Annotated in this window: 16 protein-coding genes; all 16 read right to left on the bottom strand. The window is 60.2% G+C overall.

All coding sequences use genetic code 11. The annotated features are described in order from the left end of the window. Positions 1-118: 118 nt before the first annotated feature. On the bottom strand, positions 119-1,156 hold the full coding sequence (locus tag ACIROY_RS10140; protein WP_402273634.1) for an ABC transporter substrate-binding protein: 1,038 nt from the start codon (positions 1,154-1,156) through the stop codon (positions 119-121). Positions 1,157-1,206: 50 nt separating this feature from the next. Next, complete coding sequence (locus ACIROY_RS10135; protein ID WP_402273636.1) at positions 1,207-2,454, bottom strand: CaiB/BaiF CoA transferase family protein; 1,248 nt, start codon at positions 2,452-2,454, stop codon at positions 1,207-1,209. Between the two features lie 17 nt (positions 2,455-2,471). Next, positions 2,472-3,539 (bottom strand): esterase, encoded by a 1,068-nt coding sequence (locus ACIROY_RS10130; protein ID WP_402341447.1) that lies wholly within the window; start codon positions 3,537-3,539, stop codon positions 2,472-2,474. A gap of 91 nt (positions 3,540-3,630) precedes the next feature. Beyond that, complete coding sequence (gene recR, locus ACIROY_RS10125) at positions 3,631-4,227, bottom strand: recombination mediator RecR (RefSeq protein WP_402273640.1); 597 nt, start codon at positions 4,225-4,227, stop codon at positions 3,631-3,633. Next, complete coding sequence (locus tag ACIROY_RS10120; RefSeq protein WP_116433760.1) at positions 4,224-4,526, bottom strand: YciI family protein; 303 nt, start codon at positions 4,524-4,526, stop codon at positions 4,224-4,226. The genes recR and ACIROY_RS10120 overlap by 4 nt, the downstream gene beginning before the upstream one ends. 52 nt (positions 4,527-4,578) lie before the next feature. Beyond that, entirely contained in the window at positions 4,579-4,905 is a 327-nt protein-coding gene (locus ACIROY_RS10115) for a YbaB/EbfC family nucleoid-associated protein (protein WP_116433761.1), read from the bottom strand. Between the two features lie 109 nt (positions 4,906-5,014). Continuing rightward, positions 5,015-7,030 carry a DNA polymerase III subunit gamma/tau gene (locus ACIROY_RS10110; RefSeq protein ID WP_402341445.1) on the bottom strand — a complete coding sequence of 672 codons (2,016 nt, stop codon included), beginning with the start codon at positions 7,028-7,030 and terminating at the stop codon, positions 5,015-5,017. A gap of 114 nt (positions 7,031-7,144) precedes the next feature. Then, a complete protein-coding gene (locus ACIROY_RS10105) occupies positions 7,145-8,590 on the bottom strand; it encodes a mannose-1-phosphate guanylyltransferase/mannose-6-phosphate isomerase (protein ID WP_402342004.1) in 1,446 nt (481 codons plus the stop codon). A gap of 59 nt (positions 8,591-8,649) precedes the next feature. Next, positions 8,650-9,618 (bottom strand): diguanylate cyclase, encoded by a 969-nt coding sequence (locus ACIROY_RS10100; RefSeq protein ID WP_402273647.1) that lies wholly within the window; start codon positions 9,616-9,618, stop codon positions 8,650-8,652. 306 nt (positions 9,619-9,924) lie between these two features. Continuing rightward, entirely contained in the window at positions 9,925-10,302 is a 378-nt protein-coding gene (locus ACIROY_RS10095; protein WP_402341444.1) for a ComEA family DNA-binding protein, read from the bottom strand. Positions 10,303-10,497: 195 nt separating this feature from the next. After that, positions 10,498-11,442 carry a D-glycero-beta-D-manno-heptose-7-phosphate kinase gene (gene rfaE1, locus ACIROY_RS10090; protein ID WP_402341443.1) on the bottom strand — a complete coding sequence of 315 codons (945 nt, stop codon included), beginning with the start codon at positions 11,440-11,442 and terminating at the stop codon, positions 10,498-10,500. Positions 11,443-11,446: 4 nt separating this feature from the next. Then, positions 11,447-12,823, bottom strand: coding sequence for a UDP-glucose dehydrogenase family protein (locus ACIROY_RS10085; protein ID WP_402341441.1), 1,377 nt, complete (start codon positions 12,821-12,823; stop codon positions 11,447-11,449). 32 nt (positions 12,824-12,855) lie between these two features. Next, complete coding sequence (lapB, locus tag ACIROY_RS10080) at positions 12,856-14,031, bottom strand: lipopolysaccharide assembly protein LapB (RefSeq protein ID WP_116433767.1); 1,176 nt, start codon at positions 14,029-14,031, stop codon at positions 12,856-12,858. 12 nt (positions 14,032-14,043) lie between these two features. After that, entirely contained in the window at positions 14,044-14,370 is a 327-nt protein-coding gene (locus tag ACIROY_RS10075) for a lipopolysaccharide assembly LapA domain-containing protein (protein ID WP_402273656.1), read from the bottom strand. A gap of 209 nt (positions 14,371-14,579) precedes the next feature. Then, the gene (locus ACIROY_RS10070; protein ID WP_007876341.1) at positions 14,580-14,885 is read right to left on the bottom strand and encodes an integration host factor subunit beta; all 306 of its coding nucleotides are present in this window, start codon (positions 14,883-14,885) and stop codon (positions 14,580-14,582) included. Between the two features lie 13 nt (positions 14,886-14,898). After that, the gene (gene rpsA, locus ACIROY_RS10065) at positions 14,899-16,614 is read right to left on the bottom strand and encodes a 30S ribosomal protein S1 (RefSeq protein ID WP_402273658.1); all 1,716 of its coding nucleotides are present in this window, start codon (positions 16,612-16,614) and stop codon (positions 14,899-14,901) included. Positions 16,615-16,759: the final 145 nt, after the last annotated feature.

The raw sequence follows: 16,759 nt of genomic DNA, 5'->3' as shown, positions 1-16,759 counted from the left end.
ATCGAGAGCGACATCGGATGGTGCATCGGTTTGGACATCGTCATGGCAAAAAATACGGTACTGAAAATTGCAGACGGGCACCCGAAGGCGCCCGTGTGTTTTGCCTTATGTTCAACGCTTACTTGTGCTTGGCGTTGGCCTTCTTGGCGAACTCGTTGGTGTAAGTCTTGGACAGATCGATCTTCTTGCTGGCCAGGTCAGGCTCGAACGCTTGCAGCGTCCGCAGCGCGGTGGCAGGACCGGCGTCCGGGAAGATGCCGTCCGGTGACATCGCTTCACGCACTTTCAGGAAGGCCGAGATGTACAACGCGCGGTCGCCCAGCAGATAGCTCTCCGGCACCGCCTTGATGATGTCGGAAGGACCGGCTTGCTGGATCCACTTGAGCGCGCGCACCATGGCGTTGGTCAGCGCCTGGGTGGTGTTCGGATACTTCTTGATGAAGGCTTCCGGTGCGTACAGCGTGGCAGCCGGCATCGGGCCGCCGAATACGGCGTCGGTGTCCTTCAGCGTACGTGTGTCGGCGACGGTCTTGATCTCGTTCTTTTGTTCCAGCATGGAGATGACCGGATCCAGGTTGGCGATCGCATCGATCTGACCCGAACGCAATGCCGACAACGCTCCTGCTGCGGCGCCAACGCCGATGAAGGACACGTCCGTCGGCTTCAGTCCGGCCTTGGCCAAGACGAAGCTGGCCATGATGCTGGTCGAGGAGCCCGGCGCGGTGACGCCGATCTTCTTGCCCTTCAGGTCAGCCACGCTCTTGTAGTTCGGCATGGTCTTGTTGCTGACAGCCAGCACGATCTGCGGCGCGCGGCCTTGCAGCACGAAGGCGACGATGGGCTGGTTCTTGGCCTGCATGTTGATGGTGTGCTCGTAAGCGCCGGACACCACGTCCGCGCTGCCGCCGACCATGGCCTGCAGCGCCTTGGCGCCGCCGGCGAAGTCGGAGATCTCGACTTGCAGGCCTTCATCCTTGAAGTAGCCGAGTTGCTCGGCCACCGTCAGTGGCAGGTAATAGAACAGGTTCTTGCCGCCGACGGCGATGGAAACCTTCGGCTTTTCCAGCGCCTGAGCGAACAGGTTGGTGTTGAATGTCAGGTAGCCGGCCAAGAACAGCGCCAGCGCAATGGCGAATTGCTTCAGGTTGAATTTCATGTGGTCTCCTCCTATGAACTTTGCAATATCAGGGCAGTTTTTCACTGCCTTCAAATGACCTTGTCTTGGCGCAACTGCGCAATTTGTGCGTCATCATACCCCAGCGAACGCAAGATTTCAGCGTTATGCTGGCCAAGCTCCGGGCCGATCCATTTGGTGCCGCCCGGCGTCTCCGACAACTTCGGGGTCACCGCAGGCAATTTGATCGGCGTACCATCGGCAAATGCATGCTGTTCGAACATGTTGCGCGCCAGGAATTGTGGATCGCTCATCATGTCGCGCACCGAATAGATCTTGCCGACCGGTACGTCGGCCGCCTGCAGAATCGCCAGCGCATCATCGATGGTTTTGCCGCTGCACCACGCCTGGATGGCGCGGTCGATTTCTTCCGTGCGCGGCACGCGGCCGTCGTTGCGCTCCAGTTGCGGGTCATTGGCCATGTCCGCACGGTCGATGGCCAGCATCAGGCGCTTGAAGATGGCGTCGCCGTTGCCGGCGATCACGACGTTCTTGCCATCGGCGGTGGTGTAGGTGTTGGACGGCACGATGCCGGGCAAGGCGCCGCCGGTGCGCTCGCGCACCACGCCGGCCTGGTCGAATTCGGGCACCAGCGATTCCATCAGGTTGAAGACCGATTCGTACAGCGCGACGTCGACCATCTGGCCCTGCCCTGCCACCCGCAACTCGCCATCCTTGCCGTTCCAGCGACCGCCGGTAACGTCCCGGTGGCGCAGCGCCATCATCGCGCCGATGACGCCATGCAAGGCGGCAACCGAGTCGCCGATGGAAATGCCGATGCGCACCGGCGGGCGGTCCTGATGGCCGGATACATAGCGGATGCCGCCCATCGATTCGCCGATCGCGCCAAAGCCCGGCAAGTCCTTCAGCGGCCCGGTCTGGCCGTAGCCGGACAGGCGTACCATGATGATGGCGGGATTGAGTTTCTTCAGGTCTTCGTAGCCCAGATTCCACTTCTCCAGCACGCCGGGGCGATAGTTTTCGATGATGATGTCAGCTTCCAGCGCCAGCTTGCGAGCAATGTCCTGGGCCTTCGGATCCTTCATGTTGAGCGTCAGGCTTTTCTTGTTGCGTGCCTGCACCGACCACCACAGCGAGGTGCCGTCCTTGAGCACACGCCACTGGCGCAGCGGGTCGCCGACGCCGGGCGCTTCGACCTTGATCACGTCGGCGCCGAATTCGGCCAGCATGCGCGAGCAGAACGGCCCGGCGATCAGCGTGCCGAGTTCGAGTACTTTGATGCCGGCCAGCGGGCCGGGGGATGATGTCGTGGTTGTCATGAATGAGGTGTGGCAGGTTATTTCATCAATCCGTTCTTGTCCATCCAGGCCTGCACAAGTGCAGCGACCTGGTCGGAGTTGCGGTCCATCATCAGCATGTGGGAGTTGCCCTTGATGCCTTGCTGCGGCAGGTCGAGCCGGTCGGCCACGCCGCCTTGTGCGCGCAGCGCCCGCTGAAATTTGTTCGGCGCTACGGTGTATTGCTTCCAGGACGTATTCTGATCGATGAAATCGCCCCACACAAACAGGAAGGGAATATTTTTCAGCGCCGAGATATCGACCTTGTCGGGATCGGGCGCGCCGGATCCTTCGACCGCCACGATGGCCTTGATCTTGTCCGGTGCATGCAGCGCGGCATTGATGGCGAAGTTGCCGCCCTGGCTGTGCACCACGATCACGCAGGGACAGACCTGTTGCACCAGCGCATCGTAAGCGGCCTGTGTGGCGACGTCGTTGGTGGCCCAGCGCGGGATGCCCTGTTTGGAAAACTGGTCGTAGGCGGCAACCGGAAACTGCGTGCCGGCATAGGCGAGGCGTTTGGCAGGATCGCTGTCGTAGGACCCTGCAGCACCGATGCGGAACAGCTCCCAGCCTTCCTGCTTGGTGCGGAAGAACGGCTCGGTTTTATAGACTTCGGGATAGCGCGACCAGGAGGCGCGGCCGCGCTCCACGGCATCGGTAACGTAGACGGTGTGCCCCTGCGTCAGGAAGAACTGCTGCCAGCCGGGTGAGCCGTCCGGCTTGGTTTCCCAGGTCGTGCCGGCAAGACCGCCGCCGTGCCACATGAGCAGCGGATAACGGGCACGGGGATTTTTCAGCCGGACGTATTGGGCGTACATCTGGCCGGTTTCAAAGTCGCCGTTGGGATCGACCTTGCGCGGTGCGGCGCCTTCGGTAAACACGATCTCGCGCGACGGCAATCCTGCCAGCGTCACTTGCCCGCCGCCGACATGGAAGCTGCCGACTTCCGCGACCTCATAGCTGCGCTGTGTCGACGAGGCAGCACAGCCGGCCAGGATCGAGGCGGCCGTCAGCAAGGACGCCAGCAAGCTCAAGCGGGTGGTTCGACGTGGAAGAAATTGCATGTTTGTCTCCTGCATGGATTTGATCATCACTGGCGTCTGCTCTGTGGCAGATCGTCCATCATGATGCGCTGATCAACGCGGCGTCAGATGATCAGGTGGTACGTCGGTCCAGCATGGCGCGCGCGATGGTGCCTGCGTCCACGTATTCCAGTTCGCCGCCGACCGGCACGCCGCGCGCCAGGCGGCTGACCTTGAGGCCGCGCGCCTTGAGCGTCTCGCTGATGTAATGCGCGGTGGCTTCGCCTTCGTTGGTGAAATTGGTGGCCAGCACAACTTCGGCGACCACGCCGTCGGTGGCGCGCGTGATCAGCTTTTCAATGTGGATGTCCTTGGGGCCGACGCCGTCCAGCGGCGACAGGCGTCCCATCAGTACGAAGTACAAACCCTTGAAGGTCAGTGTCTGCTCGATCATCAACTGGTCGCTCGGCGTTTCCACCACGCACAGGGTCGTGGCGTCGCGCTCGCCGTCCTGGCAAGTGTCGCAGATAACCTGTTCGGTGAAGGTGTTGCACAGCGCGCAGTGACGGATCGTCTCGGCCGCCTGAGCCAGCGCGCGACTCAGTTGCAGGGCGCCGTCGCGGTCGTGCTGCAGCAGGTGATATGCCATGCGCTGCGCCGATTTGGGACCGATGCCCGGAAGGGTGCGCAGGGATTCCGTGAGCTGGGTGAGACTGGACGGGGTTTTCAATTTCGGTCTGAGGTATGCCGGAAGACGGACAGCGCTTCGGCCGTCATGGATGGAACAAATTCGGTGATTTCATATTCGGCGACGCCGCCGATGTAGAACGGATCGGTTTCGATGATTGCTTCTACTTCAGCACGGTCGGCAGCATCGGCGATGATGATGCCACCGCTGCGCGGGACTTTGCGGCCGGACATCAGGAATACACCGTCGGCATACTGCTCGTTCAGGAATTGCTTATGCGCGGTCAGCAGCGCATCGATTTCGCTCGCCGACTTGGTATAGGTAATCGAGATCACGAACATGATGCCTCCTCATGAAAGCAGCCTGCAAAATCGTCGCGACTTCGCTGTCGCGTCAGAACGGCATCTTGAAGCCCGGCGGCAAAGGCATGCCGGAGGTCATGCCAGCCATCTTTTCCTGCGAGGTTGCTTCAGCCTTGCGTACGGCGTCATTGAAGGCAGCGGCGACCAGGTCTTCCAGCATGTCCTTGTCGTCGGCCAGCAGCGACGGATCGATCGAGACACGCTTGACGTCATTCTTACAGGTCATCACGACTTTGACCAGCCCTGCGCCGGACTGTCCTTCGACTTCGATCAATGCAAGCTGGTCCTGCATTTTCTTCATGTTGTCCTGCATCGCTTGAGCCTGCTTCATCAAGCCTGCCAGTTGGCCTTTCATCATGGTCATACTCCTTGGTAACTAAGTTGATTCATCTTGGTTCAGCCGTGGCGGAAATGGAACATTCGGCACAGTCACTACATTCCCCGTTTCCTGCCCGGCAATCTGCTTTTTACAACGGCCGGATCGATCCCGGCACGATGGAGGCGTCGAATTCACGCATCATGACTTGCACGAACGGATCGTTGTGCACGGTCTGCTCGGCTTCGCGTTGCCGCTCGGCGCGATCGGCTTGCGCCCTGGCGTTGGCCGTGAGCGCCACCGCACCGATCTCGGTTTCGATGCGCACGCTCTTGTTGAACCGCTCACCGAGAACCGCCGTCAGTTTTTCAATATTTCCCGAGGCACGCAGAGTTTCCACCGGGATGCGCAAATGAAAAACCACGCTGTTGCCGCTTTGTTCGCAGCGCACCAGTTCGCTCTGCTGCGCCATCTGCGCAACCATGCCGCGCAACGACAGATCGGCGGCCAGTTGCGGCCAGTTGCCGTCCCAGCCAAGTTCGGCGGCGATCTTGGCGGTCTGCGCCGCCATCTCGGGCGTTACCGTGCTGGCCGGTGCCGCTGCGACGATAATGGCCTCGTCTGCGGCAAGTGCAGCCGGCGCAACAGCTGCCATCCCGGCTACGGCGTTGCTTGCTGAATATTGCTCAGTTTTTTTTTGAGCAGCGGCTGCTGCCGGCTCTTCATCCCACGGTGGCGGGGCCCGTTCGTCCAGAGCTGCCGGAACCGCAGATGCGGCAGGTGCCGGCGCGGCGACTGCCGGTGCGGGTGCAACAGGCTGCGCCGCCGGACGCGGCGAACTCTTGCCGGAGGCGGCGCGAGCTGCTTCCAGTGCAGCGGCGCGCGCGGAGTTGGCAGGCCCCGCCGGAGCAACTGCGGCAGGACGCGCAACCGGCGTGCTGGCGGTGGCAACTTGCGGCGCTGCGCTCAAAGGCGCGACGGCGGGATTCTGACGCGAAGGCGCTGCGGCCTGAGGCCGTGCCGCCGCTGTCGGTGCGGGCGCACTACCCGCAGCTGCCGCATTGGCAGCCACCGGACGGAACGCCAGCATGCGCAACAAGGTCATGCTGAAACCGGCATATTCGTCCGGCGCGAGGCCGAGTTCGTTGCGGCCATGCACCACGATTTGATAGAACAATTGCGCCTCCTCAGCGCTGAATTGCGACGCCAGACGCACGATGTCTTCTCGCTGCGGCAGATCTTCAGCCAACGCCGCCGGCACGGTCTGCGCCAGTGCGATCTGGTGCAACAACGTCGCCAGGTCTTGCAATGCGGCGTTGTAGGACAGGCTGCGCGTGGCCATCTCGTCGGCCACGGCGAGCAAGCCGCTTCCATCTTGTGCAGCCAGCGCATCAAGCACACGGATCAGATATGACTGATCGAGCGCGCCAAGCATGCCCTGCACTGCCTCCAGCGTCACTTTGCCGGCTGCGTAGGCGATCGCCTGGTCGGTCAACGACAGCGCATCGCGCATCGAGCCGTGCGCGCCTTGCGCCAGCAGGCGCAGCGCCGGGGCTTCGAATTCAATGTTTTCCTGTCCGAGGATATTGTCCAGGTGGCTGATGATGTGGCCCGGCGGCATCTGCTTCAGGTTGAACTGCAGGCAGCGCGACAGCACGGTCACGGGAATTTTTTGCGGGTCGGTCGTCGCCAGGATGAACTTGACGTGCTCCGGCGGCTCCTCCAGCGTCTTCAGCATGGAGTTGAAGGCATGGTTGGTGAGCATGTGGACTTCGTCGATCATGTAGACCTTGAAGCGCGCATTGGACGGCGCATAGACCGCCTGCTCCAGCAATTGCGCCATCTCGTCGACGCCGCGATTGGAGGCCGCATCCATTTCGATGTAATCAACGAAGCGGCCGGCGTCGATCGCCACGCAGGCATCGCAGACGCCGCACGGTTGAGCCGTGATGCCGCCATTGCCGTCCGGCCCCTGGCAATTCAGCGATTTGGCCAGAATGCGCGACAAGGTCGTCTTGCCGACGCCGCGGGTGCCGGTGAACAGGTAGGCGTGATGCAGCCGTTGCTGTTCCAGCGCATGCGTCAGCGCCCGCACGACGTGCTCCTGCCCGACCAGCGTGTCGAAGCTGCGGGGGCGGTATTTACGGGCGAGGACTTGGTAGGACATAAACGTGAGTTACCTGCGTTGGTTCAGACGGGCATTTTATTCTATTTCGCGCCCGTCTTTGCCGACTATCGCCGAATTGCCCTGATTCCCCCGCCTGAACAGGACGAGACCGGCTTACTTGCGGCCGTAAGTATCGTCGAAGCGCACGATATCGTCTTCGCCGAGATAGCTGCCGGATTGCACTTCTATCATTTCCAGCGGGAATTTTCCGGGGTTCTCCAGCCGGTGCGTCACGCCCAGAGGGATGTAGGTCGACTGGTTCTCGGACAGCAGGAACACCTCGTCGCCGCGCGTAATGCGCGCCGTGCCCTTGACGATGATCCAATGCTCGGCGCGATGATGGTGCATCTGCAGGCTCAATGCGCACCCGGGATTGACGACGATGCGTTTCACCTGAAAGCGCTCGCCGCCGTCAATCGAGTCGTACCAGCCCCAGGGGCGATGAATCTTGCGGTGCGTCAGCGCCTCGTCGCGCCGCTGGGTCTTGAGGCGGGCAACAATACTCTTGACCTCCTGCATCTTGTCCTTGTCGGCCACCAGCACCGCGTCCGGCGTTTCGACCACGACCATGTTGTCGATGCCGACGCACGCGACCAGTCGCCCTTGAGCGAACACCAGATTGTCCGACGCTTGCTCCAGCATGACGTCGCCCCGCGTCACGTTGCCGGCGCCGTCCTTTTCGGACACTTGCCACAAGGCGTCCCAGGCGCCGACATCGGACCAGCCGGCCGACAGCGGAATGATGCGGCCCTCGATGCCCAGATCCGGCGTATCGACCAGCTTCTCCATCACGGCGTAGTCGATCGAGTCGGCTGGACAGGCCTCAAACGCCGCTTTGTCGATGCGATAGAAATCGTTGTCCTGCTTGCCGCCGTCGAAAGCAGCGCGGCAGGCCTTGCCCATCGCGGGCTGCAGACGCTCGATGGCGCGCAGCCAGACGCTGGCGCGCACCATGAACAAGCCGCTGTTCCACAAGTAGTCGCCGGAGTCGATATAAGTCTGCGCGGTGGCCGCGTCGGGCTTTTCCACGAAACGGGCGATCGCATGCGCACCGTCGACTGGCGCGCCGCGCTGGATGTAGCCGTAACCGGTTTCGGGACGATCGGCGACGATGCCGAACGTCACCATGGCACCGGCCGCGGCATGCGGCACGGCCTGCCGGATCGCGGCCTGGAAGGCGCCGACGTCGCGAATGACGTGATCGGCCGGCATCACCAGCAGCACCGGATCGATATCTCCCTGCGCCGCCAGCAAGGCAGCCAGAGTCAGTGCCGGCGCGGTATTGCGACCGACCGGTTCAAGCATGATGTGCTGTGTGGATTTTCCTGCGGCGCGCAGCTGTTCTGCGGTAATGAAGCGATATTCCTCATTGCAGACCACCACCGGCATCGACGCCAGCGCGTAGTCCTTGCCGCCATCCTGAATGCGCAGCGCGGTCGCCTGCAACATGGTCTCGGTGCCGATCAGCGGCAATAGTTGCTTCGGATGCTGCTCTCGCGACAGCGGCCATAAGCGGGTGCCGGAACCGCCCGAGAGAATTACCGGTTGCAGATGGATCATCAGGTCAGTCGCTGTAGTCAATATTCAGTCCGCCAGGTGCGTGCTGTCACGCAGGCAGGCTAGGGAGCTTCGCGGCGACGTTTCTTCTGTTGATACATCAAGGCGTCGGCGCTGCTCATCAGATCGCCAATCGTATCATGTACGACCGCATCATATTCAATCGCGCCGACACTGTACAAGAGATCGTAGCCACGCTTGTTGGTCTGGTTGTGCAAGCCTATCGCCTGCTCGAAATGCCCGAGTACGGTGGCCGTTTCCTGCGCGCTGGTGTTGGTGAGGAATACCGCAAACTCGTCGCCGCCCAGACGCCCGATCACGTCCGATTCGCGGAAATTGGCAGCCAAAATATTGCTGAAGGCCACCAGCGCGCGATCACCTTCGGCATGACCGAAACGATCATTGATCTGCTTGAACAGATCGAGATCAAAGTACAGCAGCGAGGCTGGCTTGCCGAGCCGCTTGCACATGCTCAGCGCATGCTGGGACAGCGATTCGAAACCGCGCCGGTTGGACAGCTTGGTCAGTTCATCCATGGTGGCCAGATGCACCGCGACCATTTCCTGCTCGACCATGCGCGCCAGATCGCTCAACAATGCCTGGTCGTCGGCGTCGAACCGGCGTGGAATGGTGTCGAGCAGACACAGCGTGCCCAGCTTGTGGCCATGCGGACTACGAATCGGGCAACCGGCATAGAAGCGGATGAACGGCTCCCCCACTACCAGCGGATTGTCCCTGAAACGTTCATCGTCCAGCGCATTGGGTACGACCATCACATCGTCGCGCAGAATGGCGTGGGAACAGAAGGAAACGTCGCGCCCGGTTTCACAGGCATCGACCCCGACACGCGCCTTGAACCACTGGCGTTTGGTGTCGACCAGGCTGACCACGGCCATCGGCACCGAAAAAAGCCGGCGCGCCAGCCTGGTCAGACGGTCAAAGCGTTCTTCCGGTGGCGTATCGAGAATCTGCAGCCCATGCAGGTCGGCTACGCGCGCTTGTTCATCGACGGGAATATCAGCGATTTTCATCGGTGTCTGTGCCCAGTTATTGATTGAAATTCAGCCCGCAGACGCGTGCGATGCAAGTGAGTCCTGCCTGCCGAAAACCATGTAGATACAAGTACCCCGGCCATGTCATGGCTGCTGCCCCATCTTGCACGCAAAACCAACATTGCCAGCCAAACAATTTATCGGTGCGTTATTAGTTATTTTTCTATCTGTGACTTTAATGCCGATCACGCGTCTCCGCAAGCATCCGGCTCACCCATATGCAGGAGTAAACAAAAAACCCCGCGACAGCGGGGTTTTTCGATAGCACGGCAATGCGTTGCGGCATCAGCCTTTTGCGGCCGCCGGTTTGTCCATTGCGGCGTCTTCCTTGCCTTCCTTGCTCTTCTTGCCGAACGGCTTGCCCGCTGACTTGACCGGCGCCACAGCCGATTTTCCGCGCGCCTGGCCGTTGACGGTCAGGCCGGCATCCGACAGCTTGACGGCACTCTTCTCGCCTACGCCCTTGACGCGCGTCTCGAAGTCGGACCAGTCCTTGAATTCACCTTTTTTGCGCTCGTCGAGGATGCGCTTGGACATCGCCGGGCCGATGCCCTTGATGCCGTCCAGCGCAGCCTGATCGGCCTTGTTGACGTCGGCTTGGGCAAATGCCAGGCCGGCGCTGAGGATGAAAGCGAAAACGGCGGCAATGAGTTTCTTCAACATGGGTATTGTTCCTTTAATGGGTCATCGTTACATCGTGGAAAGGGGAATCTCAGCTGGCGAATTTCGGCTGGCTGAGAAATTTAACGATTCCCTGGAACAACAGTTGACAAAATGAAAACTAAATTGCGCTCGTATTAATTCTTCGTGCCTGCGCCCGATTTTCGGAATGCGGGCACAATGCCTGAGAAAACCGGCTCAGAGCGCCAGTTCTTCGCGCGTGACGGTCGCCGTGCCGAGCTTGCCGACCACGATGCCGCCGGCCAGGTTGGCGATGCGGACCGCTTCCTTCAACCCGACGCCGTTGCCGAGCATGACCGCCAGCGTGGCTATCACGGTGTCGCCGGCACCAGAGACGTCGAACACTTCGCGCGCCACTGCGGGGAAGTTCACGACCTCGTTGTCCTGATACAGCGTCATGCCCTCTTCCGAACGCGTCAGCAGCAGCGCTTCCAGATCGAGCGAACGACGCAGGTTTTGCGCCTTCGTCGTGAGTTCTTCTTCCGACTTCCAATTGCCGATGATGCGGATCAGCTCGGAACGGTTCGGCGTCAGGATGGACGCGCCCTTGTAACGCGCAAAATCGTCGCCCTTGGGATCGACCAGAATACGCTTGCCGAGCTTCTTGCCGACGCTGATCATGTCGGCGACGTTCACCAGACTACCCTTGGCGTAGTCGGACAGAATGATGACGTCGTACTTGTCGATCAGTGCATTGAACTGCGTGAGCTTGTCGCGCAGTACGGTATCGGTCGGCGCATCTTCAAAATCCACGCGCACCAGTTGCTGCTGGCGGCCGATCACGCGCAACTTGATGATGGTCGAGATGGCGGGGTCGCGATTGAGGTAGCTGCTGATGCCGAGGTCCGTCAGCAGGCCTTCGACCACCGCACCCGCCTCGTCTTGCCCGATCACGCCGAGCAAGCCGGTCTGTGCACCCAGCGTGGCGGCGTTGCGGGCTACGTTGGCGGCGCCGCCCAGACGTTCTTCACGGCGCTCGACACGCACCACCGGCACGGGCGCTTCCGGCGAAATGCGGTTGACTTCGCCGAACCAGTAACGATCCAGCATGACGTCGCCAACGATCAGGATGCGCGCATCGCTCAGGCTAGCGAGGGAGTTCAGGGAATTCGGAATTGTCATCAGTTTAGCTCTTGGTGAGGATGGAGCGGCCGATACCGTGGTATTCGATACCGGCGTCCGCCATGATCTGCGGCTCGAACAGATTGCGGCCGTCGAAGATCACCGGCGCTTTCAGTTTGCTCTTGAGCTGGTCGAAATCGGGGCTGCGGAAGGCCTTCCATTCGGTCACGATGGCCAGCGCGTCGGCGTCTTGCAGCGCGTCCATCGGGCTTTCGCTGAAACGGATGCGGCTCAGAATACTTTCGTCGTCATTGAAGTCCAGCGCCAATACGCGTCTGGCTTCCTTCATGGCGACCGGATCGAACACCGCCACCGTTGCGCCGCGCGCGATCAGCTCTCCGAGCAGTACGCGCGACGATGCTTCCCGCATGTCATCGGTATTGGGCTTGAAGGCCAGCCCCCAGATCGCGAAATGGCGACCTTGCAAATTCTCGCCGAAGCGGGCCACGATCTTCTTGCCGAGCACGTGCTTCTGATTGTTGTTGACCTGCTCGACGGCGCGCAGGATATGCAGTTCCTGGCCGTACGCGCGCGCCGTGCGTTCCAGCGCCTGCACATCCTTGGGAAAACAGGAGCCGCCATAGCCGCAACCGGCATACAGGAAACTGTGGCCGATACGCGGATCGGAACCGATGCCGTGGCGCACGGCCTCAATGTCGGCGCCGACCTGATCCGCCAGATTGGCCAGCTCATTCATGAACGAGATGCGTGTCGCCAGCATGGCGTTGGCAGCGTATTTCGTGAATTCGGCGGAACGAACATCCATCCAGTAGGTACGTTCATGGTTGCGGTTGAACGGCGCATACAGCTTCTTCATGGCGGCGTATGCCTGCATGCCTTCGGCCGTATTGTCATGGCCGATCACGATGCGGTCGGGGCGCATGAAGTCTTCGACAGCGGCGCCTTCCTTGAGGAACTCGGGATTCGATACCACCGAGAATTTGGCTTCAGTGTTGCCGCGCTGCTGCAGCTCCCCTGCAATTGCGGCGCTGACCTTGCCGGCGGTGCCGACCGGGACGGTCGACTTGTCGACGATCACCTTGAAACCGGTCATGTGCTTGCCGATGTTGCGCGCAGCTGCCAGCACGTATTGCAGATCGGCCGAACCGTCTTCATCGGGCGGTGTACCGACTGCGATGAATTGCACGTCGCCGTGTGCCACGCTGGCGGCGACATCGGTGGAAAACTTCAGGCGCCCGGCGGCACGATTGCGTGCCACCACATCTTCCAGGCCCGGCTCATGGATGGGAATGCCGCCGTTGTTGAGGATGTCGACCTTGCTCTGGTCGACGTCGAGGCAAAATACATCGTTGCCCAGTTCAGCCAGGCAGGCGCCTGTAACGAGACCGACGTAGCCGGTGCCAATGATGGTGATTTTCATAATATTCCTACAGATGTGAGTGCGTCAGCACTCTAGTTCATCACGTTCAATTCTTCGGTGCGGCGCGGCGGATAGGTTTCCCAATGGTTGCAGCCAGGGCAATGCCAATAGAACTGGCGCGCCTTGAAGCCGCAATGCGTGCATTGGTAACGCGCCAGCTTTTGCGTGTAGCTGTGCACCAGCGTTTTCACCACGGCGAGTTCCGGACGTATTTCCGCAGGCGCGTTCAGCATGCGCGCCTCAAGGAATTTGTCGAGGCCGAGCAAGGTCGGCGTGCGGCGCAACTCGTCGCTCACCAGTTGGTTGGCCGCTTCCACGCCTTCCAGTTCCAGCACCGCCTTGAACACCACTTCCAGCAAATCGATCGAGGGCGCTTCGGCCAGATACGAGCGCAGCAGATTCAGGCCTTCTTGCATGCGCCCCACCGCCTGGTAACCGTCGAGCAATCGCTGCGCCACCAGCGCGGCATGCGGAACGCTTTGGTGTTCGACCCGGCGCCAGGCCAGCAAGGCGGCTTCGATATCGCCCTTGGCGCGGTAAACGTCGCCCAGCAGCATGGTCGCGCGCACGCTCTTGCGATCCGTCGCCAAGGCTTTTTCCAACAGGCTCATGGCGGCGTCGGGATGCGTGTGCACCAACTCGTCTTCAGCCAATTCACAATAGAACTGGGCGATCTCTTTTTGCCGGCCACCGGCGCCGGCAGATTGCAGGGTTTCCGCGGCCTTGATGGCGCGCGCCCATTCTTTTTCACGCTGGTAGATTTCCAGCAGCGCGCGCCCGGCCTGAGCGCCATATTGCGTGTCGTTGAGCAGATGGAAGGTCTCTTCGGCGCGATCCAGCAGACCGGCCTTGAGATAATCCTGACCGAGCTCGTACTGGGCGTGCGCCTTGTGCTCGGCCGGCAGATCGGGACGCGCCAGCAGGTTCTGATGGACCCGGATGGCGCGTTCGGTTTCGCCGCGGCGGCGGAACAGATTGCCAAGGGCAAAATGCAGTTCCACCGTTTCAGGATCAAGTTTGACGATTTCGATGAAAGCGTCGATGGCCTTGTCGGGTTGCTCGTTGAGCAGGAAATTCAAGCCCTTGAAATAGCCGCGCGGCAGCGTGCGCGACTCGGACAACAATTGATTGATGTCGACGCGGGCCGCGATCCACCCCAGTCCGAAAAAGACCGGAATGCCCAACAGCCACCAGAATTCAAATTCCATATAAAACCGCGATCAGATGAGGTGCTGCGGTGGAACTACGCTGTCCGGCTGCGGCGGCTGAGTCTGGGCCAGCAACTGGGCTTCGCGTTCCTTCTGCAGCACGGAAAGACTCTTCCTTTGTTTCGACGCTTCGCGACGATGGCGGAACACCAGCGGCGTCATCGCCAGCACGCCGAGAATGGCGCCGCCGACGAAGCACACCAGCAGCACCAGTACCAGAGGATCGGTGCGCTCATAGCCGAGGAAGAAATGCAGCGTGATTTCCTGCGTGTTCTTCAACGCGAAGAAAAAGAAAAGAATAAAGAGGACCGCCGCAATCAGTCTTGAAATTATCTTCATGGCGCAAATCCTTTTTCGATGTATTGGCCGGCCGGGCAGGCACGGCGACAGGGTACTGCCTGACCGCTCGCGCGGGAGGCGCGGCAGATATGAAATTGTACGTGAAAAAAAACGGCATCCAAAGATGCCGTTCATTTTGTTAAGCGCTATTTACACTCTTACATGCATGGCGCCCAACTGCTTCGCCAATACAGCGACGAAGCGTCAACTTAGTCTTCCTTGATGGGTTGCCCCACCATGGCGTCGACACGCTCCCGCAATTCCTTGCCGGGCTTGAAGTGAGGTACGCGCTTTTCCGGCACCATCACTTTGTCGCCCGACTTGGGATTGCGACCGATGCGAGGCGGCCTGCGATTCAACGCAAAGCTGCCAAAACCACGGATCTCGATGCGCTGGCCGGTCGCTAATGCGTCGACCATGGCATCGAGGATGGTTTTGACCGCGTAATCCGCATCCTTGGCGACAAGTTGCGGATAACGCTCAGCCAGGCGAGCGATCAGCTCAGACTTGGTCATTGTGCTCGACTAATCAGTTCTTGTTGTCGAGCTTTGCCTTCAGCAGTGCACCCAGGCTGGTGGTACCGGAAGCGGCGCTGGAGTCCGAAGACATCTTTTGCATTGCTTCCTGAGTCTCAGCGTTGTCCTTTGCCTTGATGGACAATTGGATGCTGCGTGCCTTGCGGTCGATATTGATGACCAGCGCTTCAACGCTGTCGCCGACCTTCAGGTGTGTACCGGCATCTTCAACGCGGTCGCGCGAGATTTCGGATGCACGCAGGTAGCCTTCGACTTCTTCCGACAACTGGATCACTGCGCCCTTAGGCTCGACCGACTTAACCGTACCGTTGACCAGTGCGCCCTTGTCGTTCATTGCTGCGAAGTTGTTGAACGGATCGCCTTCCAGCTGCTTGACGCCCAGGGAAACGCGCTCGCGCTCGACGTCGATTGCCAGAACAACTGCTTCCAGTTCGTCGCCCTTCTTGAACTTGCGCACGGCTTCTTCGCCGGTTTCAGTCCAGGACAGGTCGGACAGGTGAACCAGGCCGTCGATGTTGCCGGTCAGGCCGATGAACACGCCGAAGTCGGTGATCGACTTGATTGCGCCCTTGACCTTGTCGCCCTTCTTGTGGCTGATCGCGAAGTCGTCCCATGGGTTCGGCTTGCATTGCTTCATGCCCAGGCTGATACGGCGACGCTCTTCGTCGATTTCCAGAACCATGACTTCAACTTCGTCGCCCAGTTGAACAACCTTATTAGGCGCGACGTTCTTGTTGGTCCAGTCCATTTCGGAAACGTGCACCAGGCCTTCGATACCTTGCTCGACTTCGACGAATGCGCCGTAGTCTGTCAGGTTGGTGACCTTGCCGAACAGGCGTGTGCCTTGTGGGTAACGACGGGACAGACCTGTCCATGGGTCGTCGCCCAGTTGCTTGACGCCCAGCGAAACGCGGTTCTTCTCTTGATCGTACTTGAGGACCTTGGCAGTGATCTCTTGACCGACTGTGAGCACTTCCGACGGGTGACGCACACGACGCCATGCCAGATCGGTGATGTGCAGCAGGCCGTCGATGCCACCCAGATCCACGAACGCGCCGTAGTCGGTGATGTTCTTGACGACGCCGGTAACCACGGTGCCTTCTTTCAGGGTTTCCATCAGCTTCTGACGCTCTTCGCCCATCGACGCTTCGATGACGGCGCGACGCGACAACACGACGTTGTTGCGCTTGCGATCCAGCTTGATGACCTTGAATTCCAGGGTCTTGCCTTCGAAAGGCGTTGTGTCCTTGACTGGACGTGTATCCACCAGCGAGCCTGGCAGGAAGGCACGGATGCCGTTGGTCAGAACGGTCAGGCCGCCCTTGACCTTGCCATTGACAGTACCAACGACGATCTCGCCGGACTCCATCGCTTTTTCGAGCGAGAGCCACGATGCCAGACGCTTGGCCTTGTCACGCGACAGGATAGTGTCGCCGAAACCGTTTTCCAGCGATTCGATCGCGACGGAGATGAAATCACCGACGTTGACTTCGAGTTCGCCGTTGTCATTTTTGAATTCTTCGATAGGAATGAAGGCTTCGGACTTCAGGCCGGCGTTGACGATAACGAAGTTATGGTCGAGGCGGACGACTTCAGCCGAAATGACTTCACCAGAACGCATGTCTTGACGTGACAGCGATTCTTCAAACAGCGCTGCAAATGCATCAGCGCCAGCGGCTCCAGGAGCCAGGACAGTAGTGGTAGACATAGAATTTAAGAAAGGTGTTGGCCAGTATCCGGTCGCAACTTGCATAAATCAGACTGCTGGAGATGCATGCAAAAGGCGATGAATAATGGGTTTAGGTTTATCAACACTCGCCGGACTTTGCATCAGGCGAGCACCAATGGCGTTA

This window comes from Herbaspirillum sp. NPDC101396 (assembly GCF_044767365.1).
In the GTDB taxonomy this organism is placed as follows: Bacteria; Pseudomonadota; Gammaproteobacteria; order Burkholderiales; family Burkholderiaceae_D; genus Herbaspirillum.
This window is presented reverse-complemented; position numbering and strand designations above follow the sequence as displayed.

Bases quoted from the DNA above. Each gene is read 5' to 3' on its own strand.
- ACIROY_RS10140 (WP_402273634.1), bottom strand. From the start codon at position 1,156: ATGAAATTCAACCTGAAGCAATTCGCCATTGCGCTGGCGCTGTTCTTG.
- ACIROY_RS10135 (WP_402273636.1), bottom strand. From the start codon at position 2,454: ATGACAACCACGACATCATCCCCCGGCCCGCTGGCCGGCATCAAAGTA.
- ACIROY_RS10130 (WP_402341447.1), bottom strand. From the start codon at position 3,539: ATGCAATTTCTTCCACGTCGAACCACCCGCTTGAGCTTGCTGGCGTCC.
- ACIROY_RS10120 (WP_116433760.1), bottom strand. From the start codon at position 4,526: ATGTTCGTGATCTCGATTACCTATACCAAGTCGGCGAGCGAAATCGAT.
- ACIROY_RS10115 (WP_116433761.1), bottom strand. From the start codon at position 4,905: ATGATGAAAGGCCAACTGGCAGGCTTGATGAAGCAGGCTCAAGCGATG.
- ACIROY_RS10110 (WP_402341445.1), bottom strand. From the start codon at position 7,030: ATGTCCTACCAAGTCCTCGCCCGTAAATACCGCCCCCGCAGCTTCGAC.
- ACIROY_RS10105 (WP_402342004.1), bottom strand. From the start codon at position 8,590: ATGATCCATCTGCAACCGGTAATTCTCTCGGGCGGTTCCGGCACCCGC.
- ACIROY_RS10100 (WP_402273647.1), bottom strand. From the start codon at position 9,618: ATGAAAATCGCTGATATTCCCGTCGATGAACAAGCGCGCGTAGCCGAC.
- ACIROY_RS10095 (WP_402341444.1), bottom strand. From the start codon at position 10,302: ATGTTGAAGAAACTCATTGCCGCCGTTTTCGCTTTCATCCTCAGCGCC.
- rfaE1 (WP_402341443.1), bottom strand. From the start codon at position 11,442: ATGACAATTCCGAATTCCCTGAACTCCCTCGCTAGCCTGAGCGATGCG.
- ACIROY_RS10085 (WP_402341441.1), bottom strand. From the start codon at position 12,823: ATGAAAATCACCATCATTGGCACCGGCTACGTCGGTCTCGTTACAGGC.
- lapB (WP_116433767.1), bottom strand. From the start codon at position 14,031: ATGGAATTTGAATTCTGGTGGCTGTTGGGCATTCCGGTCTTTTTCGGA.
- ACIROY_RS10075 (WP_402273656.1), bottom strand. From the start codon at position 14,370: ATGAAGATAATTTCAAGACTGATTGCGGCGGTCCTCTTTATTCTTTTC.
- ACIROY_RS10070 (WP_007876341.1), bottom strand. From the start codon at position 14,885: ATGACCAAGTCTGAGCTGATCGCTCGCCTGGCTGAGCGTTATCCGCAA.
- rpsA (WP_402273658.1), bottom strand. From the start codon at position 16,614: ATGTCTACCACTACTGTCCTGGCTCCTGGAGCCGCTGGCGCTGATGCA.